17 protein-coding genes and 1 pseudogene are annotated in these 15,462 nt (G+C 72.3%); 4 read left to right on the top strand and 14 right to left on the bottom strand.

The annotated features are described in order from the left end of the window. The 4 genes from ABD844_RS34845 to ABD844_RS34830 form a co-directional block, all read right to left on the bottom strand. Window positions 1-1,972, bottom strand: a 1,972-nt coding sequence (locus ABD844_RS34845) for a hypothetical protein (protein ID WP_344887420.1), incomplete at its 3' end; no start/stop codon positions are given. Between the two features lie 86 nt (window positions 1,973-2,058). Continuing rightward, a complete protein-coding gene (locus ABD844_RS34840) occupies window positions 2,059-2,505 on the bottom strand; it encodes a hypothetical protein (protein ID WP_344887418.1) in 447 nt (148 codons plus the stop codon). Further along, on the bottom strand, window positions 2,502-3,038 hold the full coding sequence (locus tag ABD844_RS34835; protein ID WP_344887416.1) for an RNA polymerase sigma factor: 537 nt from the start codon (window positions 3,036-3,038) through the stop codon (window positions 2,502-2,504). Before ABD844_RS34835 ends, ABD844_RS34840 begins: the two co-directional genes overlap by 4 nt. Window positions 3,039-3,111: 73 nt before the next feature. Further along, complete coding sequence (locus tag ABD844_RS34830) at window positions 3,112-4,125, bottom strand: S8 family peptidase (RefSeq protein ID WP_344887414.1); 1,014 nt, start codon at window positions 4,123-4,125, stop codon at window positions 3,112-3,114. Window positions 4,126-4,301: 176 nt separating this feature from the next. Between ABD844_RS34830 and ABD844_RS34825 the strand changes: the two genes are divergently transcribed. Continuing rightward, the gene (locus ABD844_RS34825; RefSeq protein WP_344887412.1) at window positions 4,302-4,796 is read left to right on the top strand and encodes a DUF3145 domain-containing protein; all 495 of its coding nucleotides are present in this window, start codon (window positions 4,302-4,304) and stop codon (window positions 4,794-4,796) included. Window positions 4,797-4,921: 125 nt separating this feature from the next. Here the strand turns inward: ABD844_RS34825 and ABD844_RS34820 are convergent. The 9 genes and pseudogenes from ABD844_RS34820 to ABD844_RS34780 form a co-directional block, all read right to left on the bottom strand. Further along, window positions 4,922-5,028, bottom strand: a pseudogene (locus tag ABD844_RS34820) (carboxyl transferase domain-containing protein); the annotation flags it as partial. Window positions 5,029-5,033: 5 nt separating this feature from the next. Continuing rightward, on the bottom strand, window positions 5,034-6,266 hold the full coding sequence (gene fabF / locus ABD844_RS34815; protein ID WP_344887410.1) for a beta-ketoacyl-ACP synthase II: 1,233 nt from the start codon (window positions 6,264-6,266) through the stop codon (window positions 5,034-5,036). Window positions 6,267-6,307: 41 nt separating this feature from the next. Beyond that, the gene (locus ABD844_RS34810; protein ID WP_344887408.1) at window positions 6,308-6,547 is read right to left on the bottom strand and encodes an acyl carrier protein; all 240 of its coding nucleotides are present in this window, start codon (window positions 6,545-6,547) and stop codon (window positions 6,308-6,310) included. Window positions 6,548-6,620: 73 nt separating this feature from the next. Continuing rightward, the gene (locus ABD844_RS34805) at window positions 6,621-7,577 is read right to left on the bottom strand and encodes a beta-ketoacyl-ACP synthase III (RefSeq protein ID WP_344887406.1); all 957 of its coding nucleotides are present in this window, start codon (window positions 7,575-7,577) and stop codon (window positions 6,621-6,623) included. After that, window positions 7,574-8,470 carry an ACP S-malonyltransferase gene (locus ABD844_RS34800; RefSeq protein ID WP_344887404.1) on the bottom strand — a complete coding sequence of 299 codons (897 nt, stop codon included), beginning with the start codon at window positions 8,468-8,470 and terminating at the stop codon, window positions 7,574-7,576. The genes ABD844_RS34805 and ABD844_RS34800 overlap by 4 nt, the downstream gene beginning before the upstream one ends. A 108-nt stretch (window positions 8,471-8,578) precedes the next feature. Further along, window positions 8,579-9,697: a PucR family transcriptional regulator gene (locus ABD844_RS34795; protein ID WP_344887424.1), complete on the bottom strand. Its 1,119-nt coding sequence runs from the start codon at window positions 9,695-9,697 to the stop codon at window positions 8,579-8,581. 154 nt (window positions 9,698-9,851) lie between these two features. Further along, entirely contained in the window at window positions 9,852-10,283 is a 432-nt protein-coding gene (locus ABD844_RS34790; RefSeq protein ID WP_344887402.1) for a DUF350 domain-containing protein, read from the bottom strand. A 40-nt stretch (window positions 10,284-10,323) separates the two neighbouring features. Next, complete coding sequence (locus ABD844_RS34785; RefSeq protein WP_344887400.1) at window positions 10,324-11,469, bottom strand: glutathionylspermidine synthase family protein; 1,146 nt, start codon at window positions 11,467-11,469, stop codon at window positions 10,324-10,326. Window positions 11,470-11,471: 2 nt separating this feature from the next. Further along, entirely contained in the window at window positions 11,472-11,942 is a 471-nt protein-coding gene (locus ABD844_RS34780) for a hypothetical protein (protein ID WP_344887398.1), read from the bottom strand. Window positions 11,943-12,044: 102 nt separating this feature from the next. Between ABD844_RS34780 and ABD844_RS34775 the strand changes: the two genes are divergently transcribed. From ABD844_RS34775 to ABD844_RS34765, 3 genes are all read left to right on the top strand, one after another. After that, window positions 12,045-13,067, top strand: a complete 1,023-nt coding sequence (locus tag ABD844_RS34775; protein WP_344887396.1) for a PHP domain-containing protein — start codon at window positions 12,045-12,047, stop codon at window positions 13,065-13,067. A gap of 266 nt (window positions 13,068-13,333) precedes the next feature. Further along, window positions 13,334-14,062 (top strand): helix-turn-helix transcriptional regulator, encoded by a 729-nt coding sequence (locus tag ABD844_RS34770; protein ID WP_344887394.1) that lies wholly within the window; start codon window positions 13,334-13,336, stop codon window positions 14,060-14,062. Window positions 14,063-14,150: 88 nt separating this feature from the next. Next, window positions 14,151-14,507, top strand: coding sequence for a VOC family protein (locus ABD844_RS34765; RefSeq protein WP_344887392.1), 357 nt, complete (start codon window positions 14,151-14,153; stop codon window positions 14,505-14,507). Between the two features lie 168 nt (window positions 14,508-14,675). Here ABD844_RS34765 and ABD844_RS34760 read toward each other — a convergent pair whose 3' ends face one another. Continuing rightward, window positions 14,676-15,458 carry a maleylpyruvate isomerase family mycothiol-dependent enzyme gene (locus tag ABD844_RS34760; protein ID WP_344887390.1) on the bottom strand — a complete coding sequence of 261 codons (783 nt, stop codon included), beginning with the start codon at window positions 15,456-15,458 and terminating at the stop codon, window positions 14,676-14,678. Between the last annotated feature and the right edge of the window lie 4 nt (window positions 15,459-15,462).

Genomic DNA, 15,462 nt, shown 5'->3' with positions numbered 1-15,462 from the left:
CCCGCATCCAGGCCGCCGCTCCGGCCGCCACGCTGACCGGCCGTTCGCGCAGGCACGGGAGCGCGCCCCAGGGCAGCGTGTGCAGCGCGCTCACCGGCACGACCACCAGGGGCCGGTCACCCAGGTCGGCGCGCAGCGGGCCGAGCACCAGCTCTTCCAGCTCGTCGGCGGCCGTCTCGACGTCGTGGCGGCGGCTCGGGTGGCGCAGCGCGTACCGCAGGCGGACGATCGCCTCCCGCACCTGCCGCACGCCGCCCAGCCGCCGCAGCGACAGCCGCTCCCTGCCCACCAGCACGGCCAGCAGCGCGTCACCGTCGGCCACGTACTCCACCAGCGCGCCCCGCCCCAGCTCGGCCCCGACCTGGTCGGGGTCCACCAGGGCGCCCCCGTGCGCGGGAGCGGCCACCGCCCGCCACCGCTCCGCCCACTCGAACACCTGCCGCGCGCACCCGTCACGCACCGCCAGCTCCAGCCCGTACGCCGCCAGCCGCGCCCCCGCCCTGGCCGCGTGCGCGCGCAGCGAGGGATCCTCGAACGCCTCCACCTGCTCGCTCACCTCGGCCAGCCCGGCGCGCACCGCGCTGAAGGCGGCCGGGAGGTCGTTTCGCAGCTCCGCCTGGAGGGCGAGCGCGTGCCGGCGTACCGGCGCCGGGATCTGTGCCGCCTGCGCGAGCCGCCTGGCGTGGCGTTCTGCGTCGGGCGACGTGTCGGGCGACGTGTCGGGCGAGGTCAGGTGGGTGCCGGGCGGGACCCACGGTTCGGTCCGTTCGGTCAGCCGGGCGAGCTGCGCCAGGGCGGTCGGGCGGTCGTCCACGGACAGCGCCGCCTCGGCCGCCACCAGCCGCAGCGCCGCCGCGTCGGCGCGGTGGACGTGCCCGTACTCCAGCTCGTCGGAGCACGCGATCAGCTCGGCGACCAGCTCTGGGGTGACGGGTTCGAGGGCCAGCCGCGAGCGCAGGGTGACCTCTCTGGCCAGCGGCAGCCACGTCGTACGCTCCTGCGCCGCCAGCTCCGCCGCCGCCAGCTCGGCCACCTGCCCGGCCCGGTGCGGGTCGCCGGTCAGCAGCTCGACCTGGGCCAGCTTGAGCCGGGCCTCGGCCAGCGCGGCGTGCGCGCCCGACGCCTCCAGATCGGGTACGGCCAGGTTCAGCATCGCCCTCGCCTCGCCGGGCAGGTGGACTGCCAGCAGGGCCCCGGCGAAGTCGGCCCGCATCGTGGCCAGCCGTTCGGGGAAGCCGTACAGGGTGTCCTCGGCCTCGGCGTAGTGGTGGAACGCCCCCGCGACGTCGCCCCTGCGTACGGCGAGGAAGGGCAGGTTGGCGACGGACAGGCGGATCAGGTGCCGCAGCCCGGCCTGCCGGGAGAGCTTCAGGCAGGCGGTGAGGTCGCGCATGGCGGCGTTCCAGTCGCCGCGGTAGGAGTGGATGAGGCCGCGGTTGAGCAGCCCGCCGGCCAGGAACCTGCGGTCGTCGATCGTGCCGGGCGCGGCCACGAGGGCGCGTAGCGCGCGGTCGCACGAGGCGAGCGCCTCCTGGTGGCGGCCGAGGTGGGCCAGGGCGACCGCGCGCTGGGTGTCGAGCTTGGCGCGGTCGAGCGGGGAGAGGTAGGCCCAGGCCAGGGCGGCCACGCGCAGGGCGGGCAGGGGGTGGCCGCGCTCGGTGCGTACGGTGACGAGGGAGAGCCGCGCCTGGGCGATCCGCTCAGGTGGGGCGGCCGGGGTGGCGATGGCCTCGCGCAGGTGGTGCTCGGCGGCCTCGAGGTCGCCCAGCTCGCGGGCGGCCAGCGCGATCGACCTGAGCGCCACGACCTCGGCCTCGGTCTGGCCGGTGCGTCGGGCGTGGGCGAGGACGGCGCGGGCCGCGCGCATGGCGTGGCCGGGGTCGATCAGGGATCGCGTCAGGGCGGCCTCGGCCGCCTTGACGAGCGGATGGATGCCGTCGCGTGGGACGTGTCCGTCCGGTGTTGCGCTCATGGCCGGCCTCGGTCGGGGGACGGCCGGGAGCAGGGCGCAGCTCTCCCGGCGAGGTCATTGGCGGATCAGGGACGGGGCAGGAACGATCAGGGGCGGACGCGTACCCAGGTGGTCTGTATGGGTGGGTGGCCGGGCCGGTGACACACCACGCTGAGCCAGCCGGGCGGCAGGCCGGTGGCGACGAAGTGGCCGGTCTGGGCGATGCGTCTGGTGAGGGTCATGTGGGGGGATCGCACGTCGACGAGCGTGCCCTCTCCTGGGTAGGGGGAGATGTGCCCGGCGACGTCGATGAGCCCGTCGCCTTCCGTCACCTCCAGGTCGAAGGTGAGGCCGTCGGCGACGAAGCGCACCAGGTGCGAGTTGTCGTCGTCGCGCACGCTGCGGATCGTGGAGGACTCGGCGTGCACGGCGGTCACCGCCAGCGGGACCCGAAGCCGGTAGGCGTCACGTGCGGCGGCGGACACGTGCTGGGGGATCGGGTCGTTCCCGGAGGCCAGCCGGAGGGCCGCCAGGAAGTATTCGTCGTTGATCATTGCGCTGTCTCCTGTAGTGAGAGCAGGGTGCGCAGTTTCTCCAGGCAGCGGGATTTGGTCGGGCCGACGCTGCCCGCGGGCAGCCCCAGCCGGGACGCCACCTGCTGGTTGCTGAGATCGTTCGCGACCAGCAGGAGCAGGGTGCGGCAGGGCTCTGGCAGGGTGGCCACCTGCTCCCAGAGCAGGCGCCGGCCGTCGGCCTCGAGGACGGCGGACAGCGGGTCGGGGTCGCCGACCACCTCGGAAGGGGAGATCGGCGAGACCGCCTTCCGCTGGATCAGGAGAGCCTCCCTGCGCACCGTGGTCGCCAGCCAGCCCCCCACCCGCGCCGGGTCCCTGAGATCGTGGAGGTGCTGCAGCAGGCGCAGCCAGGCCCCCTGAACGGCGTCAGCGGCATCGGCGGGGCTCAGGCCGCACGCGCGGGCGACCGCCCACATGCGCGGCCCGAACCTCGATTCGAGCTCGTCCCAGGCCGAGCCGTCGTCGTCGGCCGCGGCTGCGAGTAGCTGCGCCGGATCACGGTGTTCACGCATCCGCGCCTCCTTCCACCCGGTACGGGGAGGCGGTTCTGCCTCCCCGTGATTGACCGGGGACTGAGCGTAAACTCTACAGACTCGCCGAGAAGAGAACCCCCAGATCGGTAATTTGCGGGGCCTCCTCGGAGTCGAGCAGCCGCCTGATCCACTCCGTCGCCGGCTCGTGCCTGGCCGCGTCGGCGATGGCGCCGGCCACCAGCGCGGTGGCGAACGACGTGCCGCTCCAGGCCGCGTAGCCGGCGAAGTCGCCGGTGTCCAGATAACTGCTGGTCAGCCAGTCGCCGGGGGCGCACGCGTCGACCCAGGTGCCGTAGCCGGAGTAGGGGGCCCTGCGCGGCTCACAGGCGTCCACAGCCGCCACGCCGACCACCCCGGGCAGCGCGGCGGGCCAGAACGGGCGGTCGGAGGCGGTGTTCCCGGCGCAGGCCACCGTCACCGTGTCGGCCAGGGCGGCGATGGCGTCCGACAGCAGGGGCGGCGGCCGGTCGTCGAAGGTGTGGCAGCCGAACGACAGGTTGAGCACCTGCGGGGGCCGTTCGCGCATGCGGTGCAGGGCGCGTACGACGCCGGCCTCGTCGCCGAGCCCGTCGCCGTCGAGCACCCGGTGCACGCGCAGCGACACGCCCGGCGCGCGGCGCGTCAGCAGACCGGCGATGAACGTGCCGTGCCCCGCCTGCGCGCCCTCGGTGGCGTCGGCCTCCTCGGGGCCGAGGCGGGCGTACCAGTCGGCGCCCGACCACCAGGGATGGTCGGCCACGCCGGTGTCGAGCAGGCCCACGACCACGTCGGAGCGGGCCCGGCCGGGTTTGAAGGGGACAGGGGGAGCGGGGAACGGCCGGGAGGCGGGACCGCCGAAGAACAGGGGCTGGCCGCGCAGCACGTGGTTGGGCGACGCCCGGATGCCCTGGTCGCGCAGCTCGGCGGTGACCTCGCGGGGATCGGCGCCGTCCGTCAGGTGGAGGACGCAGACGCCGTCCGCCTCCGAGACCGCCTGGGTCCAGCGGGACGCGGCGGACAGCGCGGCGCGGTCGGTCAGCACCTGACCTGGGCGGATGAGCGCCTCACCGACTGATTGGATGTTCATGAGCGGGTTTCTTTCCCGCGCAGGGAGGCACTGTCACCCGCCACTCCCGCACCAACTTGGTATGGCCCCCCACTGGTGCCGGATGACGACCGACGGTAGTCTCTCCCTAGTCACTTGTGATCATCCTGGGGCGAGGCCGTTGGGGAAGGCGCACCTCGTACCGAAGGGGAGGTCCGGTGTCTGCTCGTGGCGTCCTTTACGTCCACTCGGCTCAGCCCGCGCTGTGCCCTCACATCGAATGGGCAGTCGCGGGTGTCCTTGGCGTGCCCGTAGACCTGACGTGGACTCCGCAACCCGCCGCGCCCAACGTCGTGCGGGCGCAGGCGGAGTGGGAGGGCCGCGCGGGCATCGCGGCAGCCATCGCCTCCTCCCTCATGGGCTGGCAGCGCCTCAGGTTTGAGATCACCGAGGACGCCTCGCCGGGCGTCGACGGGTCCCGGCACGCCTACACGCCGACGCTCGGCGCGTTCACGGCGGTCATCGGGGTCGCCGGCGACATCATGATCCCCGAAGACCGGCTCCGCGCCGCGATGATGATGGCCGCGCAGGGGCGGTGCGTGCTTGAGGACGAGCTGGACAAACTGCTCGGCAGACCGTGGGACGAGGAGTTGGAGCCGTTCAGGTACGCCGGTGACGGCGCACCGGTCAGGTGGTTGCACGCCGCCGTTTGAGCAGGCCGTTTGAGCAGGGCGCCTTCCTGAGGAGTGACGCCCCGGCCGGCCGGGGCCGCGGACGACAGCAGGGCCCGCACCTGACGTCAGGTGCGGGCCCTGCTGCGTGAAGCGGCGCTCATAGCGGGAACGTCCGCGAGGACAACCAACGGAACGCCGAAGGCGTCACACATGCGTACGAAGCGGACGGCTTCCCGGCGAACGTGGCGTCGAGGCAGCCGCCGACCCGCAGGCTGTCTAAGCTCCCTGGAACACGACGCACACGTTGTGCCCGCCGAACCCGAACGAGTTGTTGACCGCGGCGAGATCGCCCTCGGGCAGGGCGCGGTTCGCGCCGTGGACGAGGTCGACCTCGATGCCGTCGTCGAGGTCGTCGAGGTTGATGGTGCGCGGGACGATGCGCTCCTGCAGGGCCTTGATCGTGAAGACCGACTCGATGCCGCCCGCCCCGCCGAGCAGGTGCCCGGTCATGGACTTGGTGGAGGTCACCAGCGGGTGCGTGCCGATGGCCTTGGCCACCGCCACCACCTCGCCGACGTCGCCCGCGGGGGTCGAGGTGGCGTGCGCGTTGACGTGCTTGACGTCGAGCCCGCTGATCCCGGCGTCGGTCAGGGCCTGCGTCATCGCCATGATGATGCCCCGGCCCTCGGGCTCGGGCTGGGTGATGTGGTGCGCGTCGGCGGAGTAGCCGACGCCCGAGCAGTAGGCGTAGACGCGCGCGCCGCGCGCCCTGGCGTGCTCCTCGGACTCCAGCACGATGATGCCCGCGCCCTCGCCGAGCACGAACCCGTCGCGGCCGCGGTCCCACGGCCGCGACGCGCCCGCCGGGTCGTCGTTGCGCGTGGACATGGCCCGCGCGGCGGCGAAGGCGGCGATGTTGAGGCCGTGGATGGCGGCCTCGGTGCCGCCGGCGACCACCACGTCGGCGCGGCCGACCCTGATCATGTCCATCGCGTGGCCGATGGCCTCGGCGCCGGACGCGCAGGCCGACACCGTGGCGTGCACGCCCGCCTGGGCGCCCAGGTCGAGCCCGATCCAGGCGGCCGGGCCGTTGGGCATGAGCATCGGCACGGTGAAGGGCGACAGCCGGTTCCAGCCGCGCTCGCGATAGGTGTCGTACGCGCTCAGCGTGGTCGTGATGCCGCCGATGCCGCTGGAGACCACGACGCCGAGCCGCTCGGGCGCCACCTCGGGGGCGCCGGCGTCCTGCCAGGCCTCCCTGGCGGCCACCAGCGCGAACTGCTCGCTGCGGTCGAGCCGCCGGGCCTCGGGCCGCGGCAGCACCTCGGTGGGATCGACGGCGGCCGTCCCCGCGAACCTCACGGGGACGGTGTCGATCCAGTCGGTGGTGAGAGTCTCGACACCCGACTGACCGGCGAGGAGCGCCGTCCAGGTCGAGGTGACGTCTCCACCGACGGGCGTCGTCGCGCCGAGCCCGGTGACGACGACACGTACCCGGTTCGCACTCACGTTTCGCGCTCCTTGCTAGTCAGTTGTGGTGGACGGACGTTTCAGTTCTGGATGAAGTTGAGCACGTCCTTGACCGTCTTCAGGTTCTTGAGCTGGTCGTCGGGAATCTCGACGCCGAACTCGTCCTGGGCGGCCACGGCGATCTCGACCATGGACAGGGAGTCGATGTCGAGGTCGTCGACGAAGTTCTTCTCGGGCGTCACCTCGGAGGCCGGGATGCCGGTGATCTCGTTGATGATCTTGCCGAGGCCGGCGAGGATCTCCTGCTCGGTGGCAGCCATATCGCTTGTTCTCCTTCTGGTTTCTCTGGAATCCGTGCGGACGGCGCCGCACAGGCTTGGGACGTGACGGATCCTAAGGGATCTCGATCACTTGACCCGCGTACGTGAGGCCCGCGCCGAAGCCGAGCACCAGGGCCAGGCCGCCGGAGCGCACCTCGCCCCGCTCCAGCATGCGCGAGAGCGCCAGCGGGATCGAGGCGGCCGAGGTGTTGCCCGCGTGCACGATGTCGCGGGCGATGACGGCCTGGTCGGCGCCCAGCTTACGGGCGATGGCCTCGATGATGCGCAGGTTGGCCTGGTGGGGCACGAACGCGGCCAGCTCGGACGGGTGGACACCCGCCCGCTCGCACGCCTCCAGCGCCACGGGGTGCAGCGTGGTGGTGGCCCACCGGAAGACCGTCTGGCCCTCCTGGTGGAGAAAGTCGTCGCGGTCCTTGATGTGGATCGCGTCGGCCTTGTCACCGGCGCTGCCCCACACCACGGGGCCGATGCCGGGCGTCTCGGACGGCCCGACCACCGCGGCGCCGGCGCCGTCGGCGAAGATCACCGCGGTGGACCGGTCGGTCCAGTCGACCCACTGCGAGAGCTTCTCCGCGCCGATGACCAGCACGTTCCTGGCCGATCCCGCGCGTACGGCGGCGCTGGCGGTGCCCAGCGCGTAGCAGAACCCGGCGCAGGCCGCGTTGACGTCGAACGCGCCGGGGGACTTGATGCCCAGCCGGTGCGCCACGACCGCGGAGGCGTTGGGGATCTGGCTCTCCAGCGTGCAGGTGGCCACGATCACCAGGTCGACGTCGTCGGGGGACAGGCCGCCGGCGGCCAGCGCCTTGCCGCCGGCGATGGTCGCCATGTCCTCGACCGACTCCCCGTCGGGGGCGACCCGGCGCTCCTTGATGCCGACGCGGGACTGGATCCACTCGTCGTTGGTCTCTATGGTCTTGGCCAGGTCGTCGTTGGTGACGATGTTGGCCGGCTGGTAGTGGCCGAGGGCCAGCACCCTGCCGCCCGGGGCGATGTCGGGGATCCTCACTTGATCAGCTCCCTGGCCGCGTCGAGGTCGTCGGGTGTCTTCAGTGCCACGGTCCGCACGCCGCGCAGGGCCCGCTTGGCCAGGCCGGTCAGCGTGCCGCCGGGCAGCAGCTCGATCATCTCGGTGACGCCGAGCCCGGCCATGGTCTCCATGCAGGAACCCCATCTGACGGGGCTGCTGACCTGGTCGACCAGTCTCTGGAGGAACTCGGCGCCGGTGGCGACCGCCTGCCCGTCGGAGTTGGACAGCAGCGGGATCGCCGGGTCGGAGGGGACGACGTTCCAGGCGGCCTCGCGCAGGCTGTCGACCGCCGGGGCCATGTGGTGGGTGTGGAAGGCGCCCGCGACGGACAGCGCGATGAGCCGGGCGCGGGCGGGCGGGTCTTCCTTGAACGCCGCGAGCTGCTCCAGCGTGCCGCCGGCCACGATCTGCCCGGCGCCGTTGATGTTGGCGGGGGTCAGGCCGTGCTTGTCGAGGGCCGCCAGCACCTCTTCCTCGACCCCGCCGAGCACGGCGGTCATGCCGGTCGCGGTGACGGCGGCGGCCTTGGCCATGGCCCCGGCGCGGTCGCGGACGAGGCCGAGCGCCTGCTCGGGGGTGAGCACCCCGGCGAGCGCGGCCGCGGCGAACTCGCCCACGCTGTGCCCGGCCAGCAGGCCGGGGGTCACGCCGAGCGCCTCGGCGGAGGCCAGCGCGGCGGCGACGAGCAGCGGCTGGGCGACGGCGGTGTCGCGGATCTCGTCGGCGCCGCCGGTGGTGCCGTAGGCGATCAGGTCGAGCCCGACGACCTCCGACCACGCGCCGAGTCTGTCGGCCAGACCGGGCAGCTCAAGCCAGGGAGTCAGGAAGCCCGGTGATTGGGCACCTTGGCCCGGGGCGACGAGTACTAGCACAAAATCCACCTTGCCCTGTAGAACTTCGACACGCGGATGGAGATCCGCACGAACTTTGTCCGGGGTGATTTGTAGGAAGCCTACAATGTGGATTTCGACGCCGTTACGTTAAGGCCCCCAAGCTACCGCGTTCTCCGAGAGCCGGCCGAGAATGAGGCCCACCTGGAGGGTGAACGCGGACCTCCCCTCGGTGGGCTGGTAGCCGGTCAGCTCGGTGATCTTCTTGAGCCGATAGCGCACGGTGTTGGGGTGCACGAACAGCAGCCGCGCCGTCGCCTCCAGCGAGGTGCCCTGCTCCAGGTACGTCGCCAGCGTGTCGAGCAGCGGGGTGCCCGCGAGCGGCAGGTAGACGTTCTCGATGAGCTGCCCGCGGGCGTCGGCGTCGCCGTCGAGCGCCCGCTCGGCCAGCAGATCCTCCGCGTGCACCGGCCTGGGCGCGTCGGGCCAGCCGCAGGCCGCCTTCAGCCCGGCCAGCGCCGCCCCGGCGGACCTGGCTGCGGCGTGCAGGTCGGGCACCTCGGGGCCGATCACGATGGGCCCGACGCCGAAGCGGGCCACGACCTGCCTGGCCGCCTCGTCGGCGTTGCCCGCCCCGCCCACGATCACGATCAGCCGGTCGGCCTGCACCCCGGCCAGCAGGTCCATGCCGATGCGGCGGCCCTTCTCGCGCAGGCTGTCGATGACCGCGCGCGGGTCGTCGTCGGGGGCGTGGCCGGCGATGACGACCACGGGGGAGGAGGTCCAGCCGAGCGCGGCGGCCCAGGAGTGCAGGCCGTCGTCGACCTCGCCGCGTACGAGGGCGTCGACGATCAGGGCCTCCAGGCGGGCGTCCCACGAGCCCCTGGCCTCGGCCTCGCGGGCGTAGACGTGGGCGGCGGCGAAGGCCACGTCGCGCGTGTAGTGGAGCATGGCCTGCTGGAGCTGGTCCTCGCCGCCGGGGGAGGCCAGCTCGTGGCTCTGCGCCTCGACCACCTCGACCACGACCCTGACGATGTCGACCGTCTGCTGGAGCGAGATCGAGCGCTTGAGCTCGCGCGGGGCCGTGCCGAAGAACTCGATGCTGGGCGTGGGCCGGTCTTTGCTCGCGTGCTGGAACCACTCGACGAACGCGGCGATGCCGGCCTGGGCCACCAGCCCCACCCACGAGCGGTCTTCGGCGCTGAGCGCGCGGAACCACGGCAACTGCTCGTCCATGCGGGCCATCGCCGCGGTGCCGAGCGCGCCCATGGCCCGCTCGAGCCTACGTGTGGTGTCCTCCCGGGTCCGGTCTGTCACGCCTCCTAGAGTGCCAGGTCCGTCCCGATGACCGGAACGGCGGTACGCGCCGCGCCTGGCCGGGCCGCCGGACCACGACCGGATCACGGCTTCGGGATGACGGCCGCTAGATGACGGCCACGGCGGTGATCAGGCCGATCGCCAGGTGGGTGACCGCCAGCAGCCGCGCGCCCGGCTGCAGCTCCTGCTCCTTGACCAGGTCGCGTACGGAGATGCCGACGATCCGGTCGAACACCAGCATCGCCACCGTCTGCACCACGATGCCGACCAGGCCGAACACCGCCGTGCCCGCCAGCCCTTCGGCCAGCCGGCCGCCGGAGGCCCAGATGGAGGAGGCCACGATCAGGCCGACGGCGCCCAGGGCGGAGGTGGCCAGCAGCGTGGCGTTCGGGTTGCGCTGGGTGCGGATGACCTCGCTCAGCTTGCCCGGCGTGGCCCAGTCGATCACGTAGAAGCCGATGATCAGCAGGATCACGCCGACGGCGGCGTAGGCGGCGATGGCGCCGGCGCCGCGGGCGAGGGTTTCGAGAAGCGTCACGTCAGGTTCCAATCACGAAAGGCGTGCAGAGGGTGGTGCGTCAGTCGGCGATGCGGTGCGGGACGAAGGAGGAGGTGTCATCGGTGATCAGGCCGGTGGTCTCCCTGATGCCCAGCCCGGCGGGTTCGTCGGCGACCACCCAGGCGCCCAGCACCGGGCGCTGCCCCTCGAACTCGGGCAGGGCCTCGAAGCCCTGGAACACGTAGCCCTCCCGGCCGTACCCTCCGGTCGTCTCCTGGGTGCCCTCGGGGGTGACGATGCGCATCGAGGCGCCCTCCCTGCCCAGCAACGGCTTGGCGATGTACGCGGTCAGGTCGCGGGGGTCGCCGAGGTGGGCGGGCAGCAGGTTGGGGTGGCCCGGGTAGAGCTCCCACAGGAGCGCCAGCAGCGCCTTGTTCGACAGCAGCGTCTTCCACAGGGGCTCGATCCAGGTCGAGTGGCGTACGGCGTGCCGTCCGAAGTCGTCGGCGAGCATCCACTCCCAGGGGTAGAGCTTGAACACCGAGCGGATCATCTGGCCGTCGAGGTCGGCGAAGCGGCGGTTGAGCGGGTCCCAGCCGATGTCCTCGACGGCGATGGCCATGGTCGGCAGGCCGGCCTGCTCGGCGGTCTCCTGCAGGTAGGCCACCGTCATGGCCTCTTCGCCGGTCTCGTCCATGCTGGTGAACGCGAAGTGCGTCGGGCCGGGCGGCAGCCGCAGCCCGCGCCAGCGCTCGACGAGCCGCTCGTGCACGGAGTTCCACTGGTCGTCGGCCGGGAAGACGTCCTGCAGCCAGAACCACTGCACGACCGAGGACTCCACCAGTGAGGTCGGCGTGTCGGCGTTGTACTCCAGCAGCTTGGCCGGGCCGGTGCCGTCGTAGCGCAGGTCGAAGCGGGCGTACACGTGCGGGTCGCGGCGTTCCCACGAGCGGGCCACCTCCTCCCACGTCCACTCGGGGAGGGCGAAGTCGGCGAAGCGCCCGGTGGAGACGACGTGCTCGACGGTGCGCAGGCACATGCCGTGCAGCTCCTCGACCTGCGCCTCCAGCGACTCGACCTCGTCCATCGAGAAGACGTAGTGGACGGACTCGTCCCAGTAGGGCCTGCTCAGCCCTTCCGGGTGGGCGGCGCGGTGGTAGGCCAGGCCCTGGCTCTCGATCGTCTTGTCCCAGCCGTCTCTGGCGGGGTGGTGCTCGCGGCGCACGCTCAGCTCCCGCTGCTGGAGCGGTTGCCGAAGCCGCCGCGCTGGATCTCCTTGCCTGCGCGGGTGCTGATGTTCACGTCGGAGGGGCGCAGGGTGGTGCCGCCGGAGACGCGGTTGCCGTTCCTGATGCCGCCGTAGTACCACGAGTACGCCCCGAGCGAACGGCCGCTGCTGTAGTAGCGGTAGGAGCCGTCATCGTCGCAGTACGAGTCGTCGACGACCACGTAGGAGCCGGCCGGAGGGGGTGACGTGCTGATGCCCGGGGACGGCGAGACGTCGGGGGACGGCGTCGGCGTGGTGGTCGCGTCGTCGACCAGCATGACGCAGTCGGCCGTGACGTCGTCGTCATCGTCGTTGGCCTCCGCGATCGCCCAGACGCCGACCAGCGTCAGGGACAGCACGCCGAGGATGGCCAGGGGCACTGCCTTCGACGACTTGCGTGGCGGCTCTTCGGGTGGGGGCGGTGGTGCCATGGAGCTCCTGCTTTCCTTGGCCGGTCAGCCTATCGGTGTGTCTTGTCCGCGTTCAATCTGTACTACCTGCCGGTTGCCATTGGTTTGGGTAGGAATCAAGACATGGATCCGGTTGATGCCCTTCGAGAGATCGCCTTCCTGCTGGAGCGCGCCGGGGAGCCCACGTACCGGGTGCGGGCCTTCCGCCGCGCCGCGGCGATCGTCGCGGACCTGCCCGGGGACGAGCTGGTACGGCTGGCCCGCACGGGCGGGCTCGGCGACCTCCCCGGCATCGGCAAGGTCACCGCACTGGTGATCAACGAAGCCTTGTCCGGTGAGGTTCCAACGTATTTGCGGCGGATGCGGGCGACTGCCGGAGTCGAGCTGGACACCGAGACGGCCGCGCTGCGGGCCGCGCTCAAAGGCGACCTGCACAGCCATTCCGACTGGTCCGACGGGGGGTCGCCGATCGAGGAGATGGCCGAGGCGGCCCTCGCGCTGGGGCACGAGTACTGGGCGCTGACCGACCACTCGCCGCGCCTGACCGTGGCCAAGGGCCTGTCGGCCGAGCGGCTGGAGCGCCAGCTAGAGGTGGTGGCCAAGCTGAACGAGCGGCTGGCGCCGTTCCGGATCCTGACCGGGATCGAGGTCGACGTGAACCCCGACGGCTCCCTCGACCAGGAGACCGGGCTGCTGGAACGGCTGGACGTGGTGGTGGCCGCCGTGCACTCCAAGCTGCGCATGGGCGCGGAGGACATGACCCGCCGGATGGTCACCGCCGTCGCCGACCCCGTGGTGGACGTGCTCGCGCACTGCACGGGACGGGTCGTGCGGGCGGGCGGCGCGCGCGGGGCCAAACGGCCGGAGTCGGAGTTCGAGGCGGAGCTGGTCTTCGAGGCGTGCCGGCGGTTCGGGGTGGCCGTCGAGATCAACTCCAGGCCCGACCGGCTGGACCCGCCCAAGCGGCTGATGCGGCTGGCGTACGAGATGGGGTGCGTGTTCGCCGTCGACTCCGACGCGCACGCGCCCGGGCAGCTCGACTGGCAGCGGTTCGGGTGCGAACGCGCCGCCCGGTGCGGGATCGAGGCGGAACGCATCGTCAACACCTGGCCGCTCGACCGGCTCCTCGCCTGGACGCGGGCCTGACCGCGGCCCCGACCCCGAGCGACCCGTTGGACGCGGGCCTGACCGCGGTCCCGACCCCGCGCGGCCCGTGGCGTCCGGTGGGAAATCCGGCCGTCCTTGCCCGGCGGGAAAAGCCGGGCCTAGTGTGAGCCCGGCGTGACCTGCCCGCGGGGCGTCGCTGAGGCGGTGGCGCGGGCGTGAGACCCCTGTGGCCGCGCGGTTACGTGGGTGTGCCGGGGCTGCCGGGCGCCCCGCGATTGTCGGTGGCGGCGCGTAGCGTTCCGGCTGTGAACCGTACCGACCGGCTCTACGCGCTCGTCGAAGACCTGCGCGCCATCGCGCCGCGCCGCCGCTCCGCCCGCGAGCTGGCCCTGCGGTTCGAGGTGAGCGTGCGCACGATCGAGCGCGACATCACCGCGTTGCAGGAGTCGGGCGTGCCGATCTACGCCGAGCCGGGCCGCAGAGGCGGCTACGCGATCGACAAGAAGATGTCCCTGCCCCCGCTCAACTTCACCCCGGCCGAGGCCGTGGCCATCGCGGTGGCGCTCAGCAGGGCCGGTGACCAGCCGTTCGGCAGGCAGGCGCGCAGCGCGTTACGCAAGGTGGTGGCGGCCATGCCGGGCTCCGAGGGCGAGCTGGCCAGAGAGCTGGCCCGGCGCGTGCAGCTCGTCCACCCGCCGGCCGAGCCGGGCGAGGAGATCCAGCCGCTGGGCGCCGAGGGCATCTCGCGGGCCATCGAGGAGGCGCTGCTGCGCCGCCGCGTGCTCCGGCTCGACTACGCCGACGCCAAGGGCGCGCTGACCTCGCGCGACGTCGAGCCCGGGGTGTTCCTGGGCGGGCGGGGCGGCTTCTGGTATCTCGTGGCGTGGTGCCGGCTGCGCGACGACGTACGCGTCTTCCGCCTCGACCGCATCGCCGCCGCCACCGTCACCGCCGAGCGCTGCCCCGACCGGCCGCTCGAAGGCTTCGCCACCGACCTGCCCGAGATGATCGTGCATGGCACGCTGCTCGACTGATCGCGCCAATAGTCGTTCGAAAACACCGACATAGGGTTGTCGCCATAGCGATACATCGTTGTCTTGTTCGAGAAACGAGGAGACGACGATGGACAACACGGTGACCTGGTTCGAGGTCGCGACCGACGACCCCGAAGGCGCCCAGCGGTTCTACGGCGGGTTGTTCGGCTGGACGTTCGCCCGCGACGAGGGCCCGATCGACTATCGGTTGATCACGCCCCCGGGCGAGGGTCAGCCCACGGGTGGGCTCTACAACACCGAGGGCGCGTTCCCCGCCCACGCGATCTTCCACGTGCAGGTGGCCGACGTCGAGGAGACCTGTGCCAAGAGCGAGTCGCTCGGCGCCAAGGTGATCACGAAGGTGATCGACGACGGCGCCGGCACCGACTTCGCCTACCTGCGCGACACGTCCGGCAGCGTCTTCGGGGTCTTCCACCGCAGGTGATCACCCGCTCGGGGCCGGGAGCTGCGCCTTCCCCGCGAACATCCCGGCCGATGAGCGGCCCCGGTACGAGGCCGGGGGCGGGTCACCTCTGCCCTGGACACGCCGCCGATCGCCGAGCGGCGGCGCGTCCAGGGCCCTTCTGGCGCGTCCAGGGCCCTTCCGAAGGGCTCAGAAGGCGGCGGCGGAGAGCCAGCGGCCGAGGAGGTCGCGGTCACCGTGCACGGTGAGCGCGTCGGGCGATCGGCGGCCGTAGAGCAGGAGGAGCAGGTCGCCCACCGGGCCGCGCACCGCCGCGTCGCCCTTGGCGTGACCGCGCGCCCAACTGATTTTCCCGGCGGGGCCCTGCGTGATGGTCCACTCGCCGTCGGCGTCGTCCGCGTGGAGGTGGATCGTGGCCCCCTCCACGCCCTGCCCGGCCAGCGTCCGGGTGACCCACGCGGCGTCCGGCAGGTTGTGCAGGAACTCCTCGATCCCGTCGATCGCGACACCCGCCGGGATCTCCGGGACGACGCCGAGTGCGAGCTCGGCGTCGGCCCGGTGGATCACCAGCTCGAAGAGCATCCGGCGCGGCCACCAGGACGCCCGCTTGTCGGGGCCCCACGTCCACACCTCCGTCGAAGGGTCGGTGACGCGCAGGGTCTCCAGCAACTCGGCGACGCCGCCGGCCAGCCAGGCGGCGTCGCCGTGCTCGCCCTCGCCCAGCCCGCTGGGCACCTGCCGCGACCAGATCTGCTCCTGGACCCGGTTGCGTAGCACGTGCACCGCCCAGCGGTGGGTCTGCCCGACATGCGTGATCAGCTCGGCGATCGTCCATCCCGGGCACGTCGGCACCGGGATGGACGGGTCATCCGCCAGAGCCCCCAGACGCGCGGCCTCACTCTGGATCTGGAAGTTGTAGTCGGTCACGTCGCTGTTCGTCACGTCGCCGTCCGTCAGGTGGTTGTCAGTCACCCCG

Origin of the sequence: Nonomuraea antimicrobica (assembly GCF_039536965.1) — a bacterium.
In the GTDB taxonomy this organism is placed as follows: domain Bacteria; phylum Actinomycetota; class Actinomycetes; order Streptosporangiales; family Streptosporangiaceae; genus Nonomuraea; species Nonomuraea antimicrobica.
Note: the sequence above shows the minus strand (reverse complement) of the source record. Positions and strands in the feature narration are given on the sequence as shown.

Excerpts from the sequence above, each read along its gene's own strand:
- ABD844_RS34765 (WP_344887392.1), top strand. The coding sequence starts at position 14,151 with ATGGACAACACGGTGACCTGGTTCGAGGTCGCGACCGACGACCCCGAA.
- ABD844_RS34810 (WP_344887408.1), bottom strand. The coding sequence starts at position 6,547 with ATGGCTGCCACCGAGCAGGAGATCCTCGCCGGCCTCGGCAAGATCATC.
- ABD844_RS34795 (WP_344887424.1), bottom strand. The coding sequence starts at position 9,697 with ATGGGCGCGCTCGGCACCGCGGCGATGGCCCGCATGGACGAGCAGTTG.
- ABD844_RS34775 (WP_344887396.1), top strand. The coding sequence starts at position 12,045 with ATGGATCCGGTTGATGCCCTTCGAGAGATCGCCTTCCTGCTGGAGCGC.
- ABD844_RS34830 (WP_344887414.1), bottom strand. The coding sequence starts at position 4,125 with ATGAACATCCAATCAGTCGGTGAGGCGCTCATCCGCCCAGGTCAGGTG.
- ABD844_RS34780 (WP_344887398.1), bottom strand. The coding sequence starts at position 11,942 with ATGGCACCACCGCCCCCACCCGAAGAGCCGCCACGCAAGTCGTCGAAG.
- ABD844_RS34835 (WP_344887416.1), bottom strand. The coding sequence starts at position 3,038 with ATGCGTGAACACCGTGATCCGGCGCAGCTACTCGCAGCCGCGGCCGAC.
- ABD844_RS34840 (WP_344887418.1), bottom strand. The coding sequence starts at position 2,505 with ATGATCAACGACGAATACTTCCTGGCGGCCCTCCGGCTGGCCTCCGGG.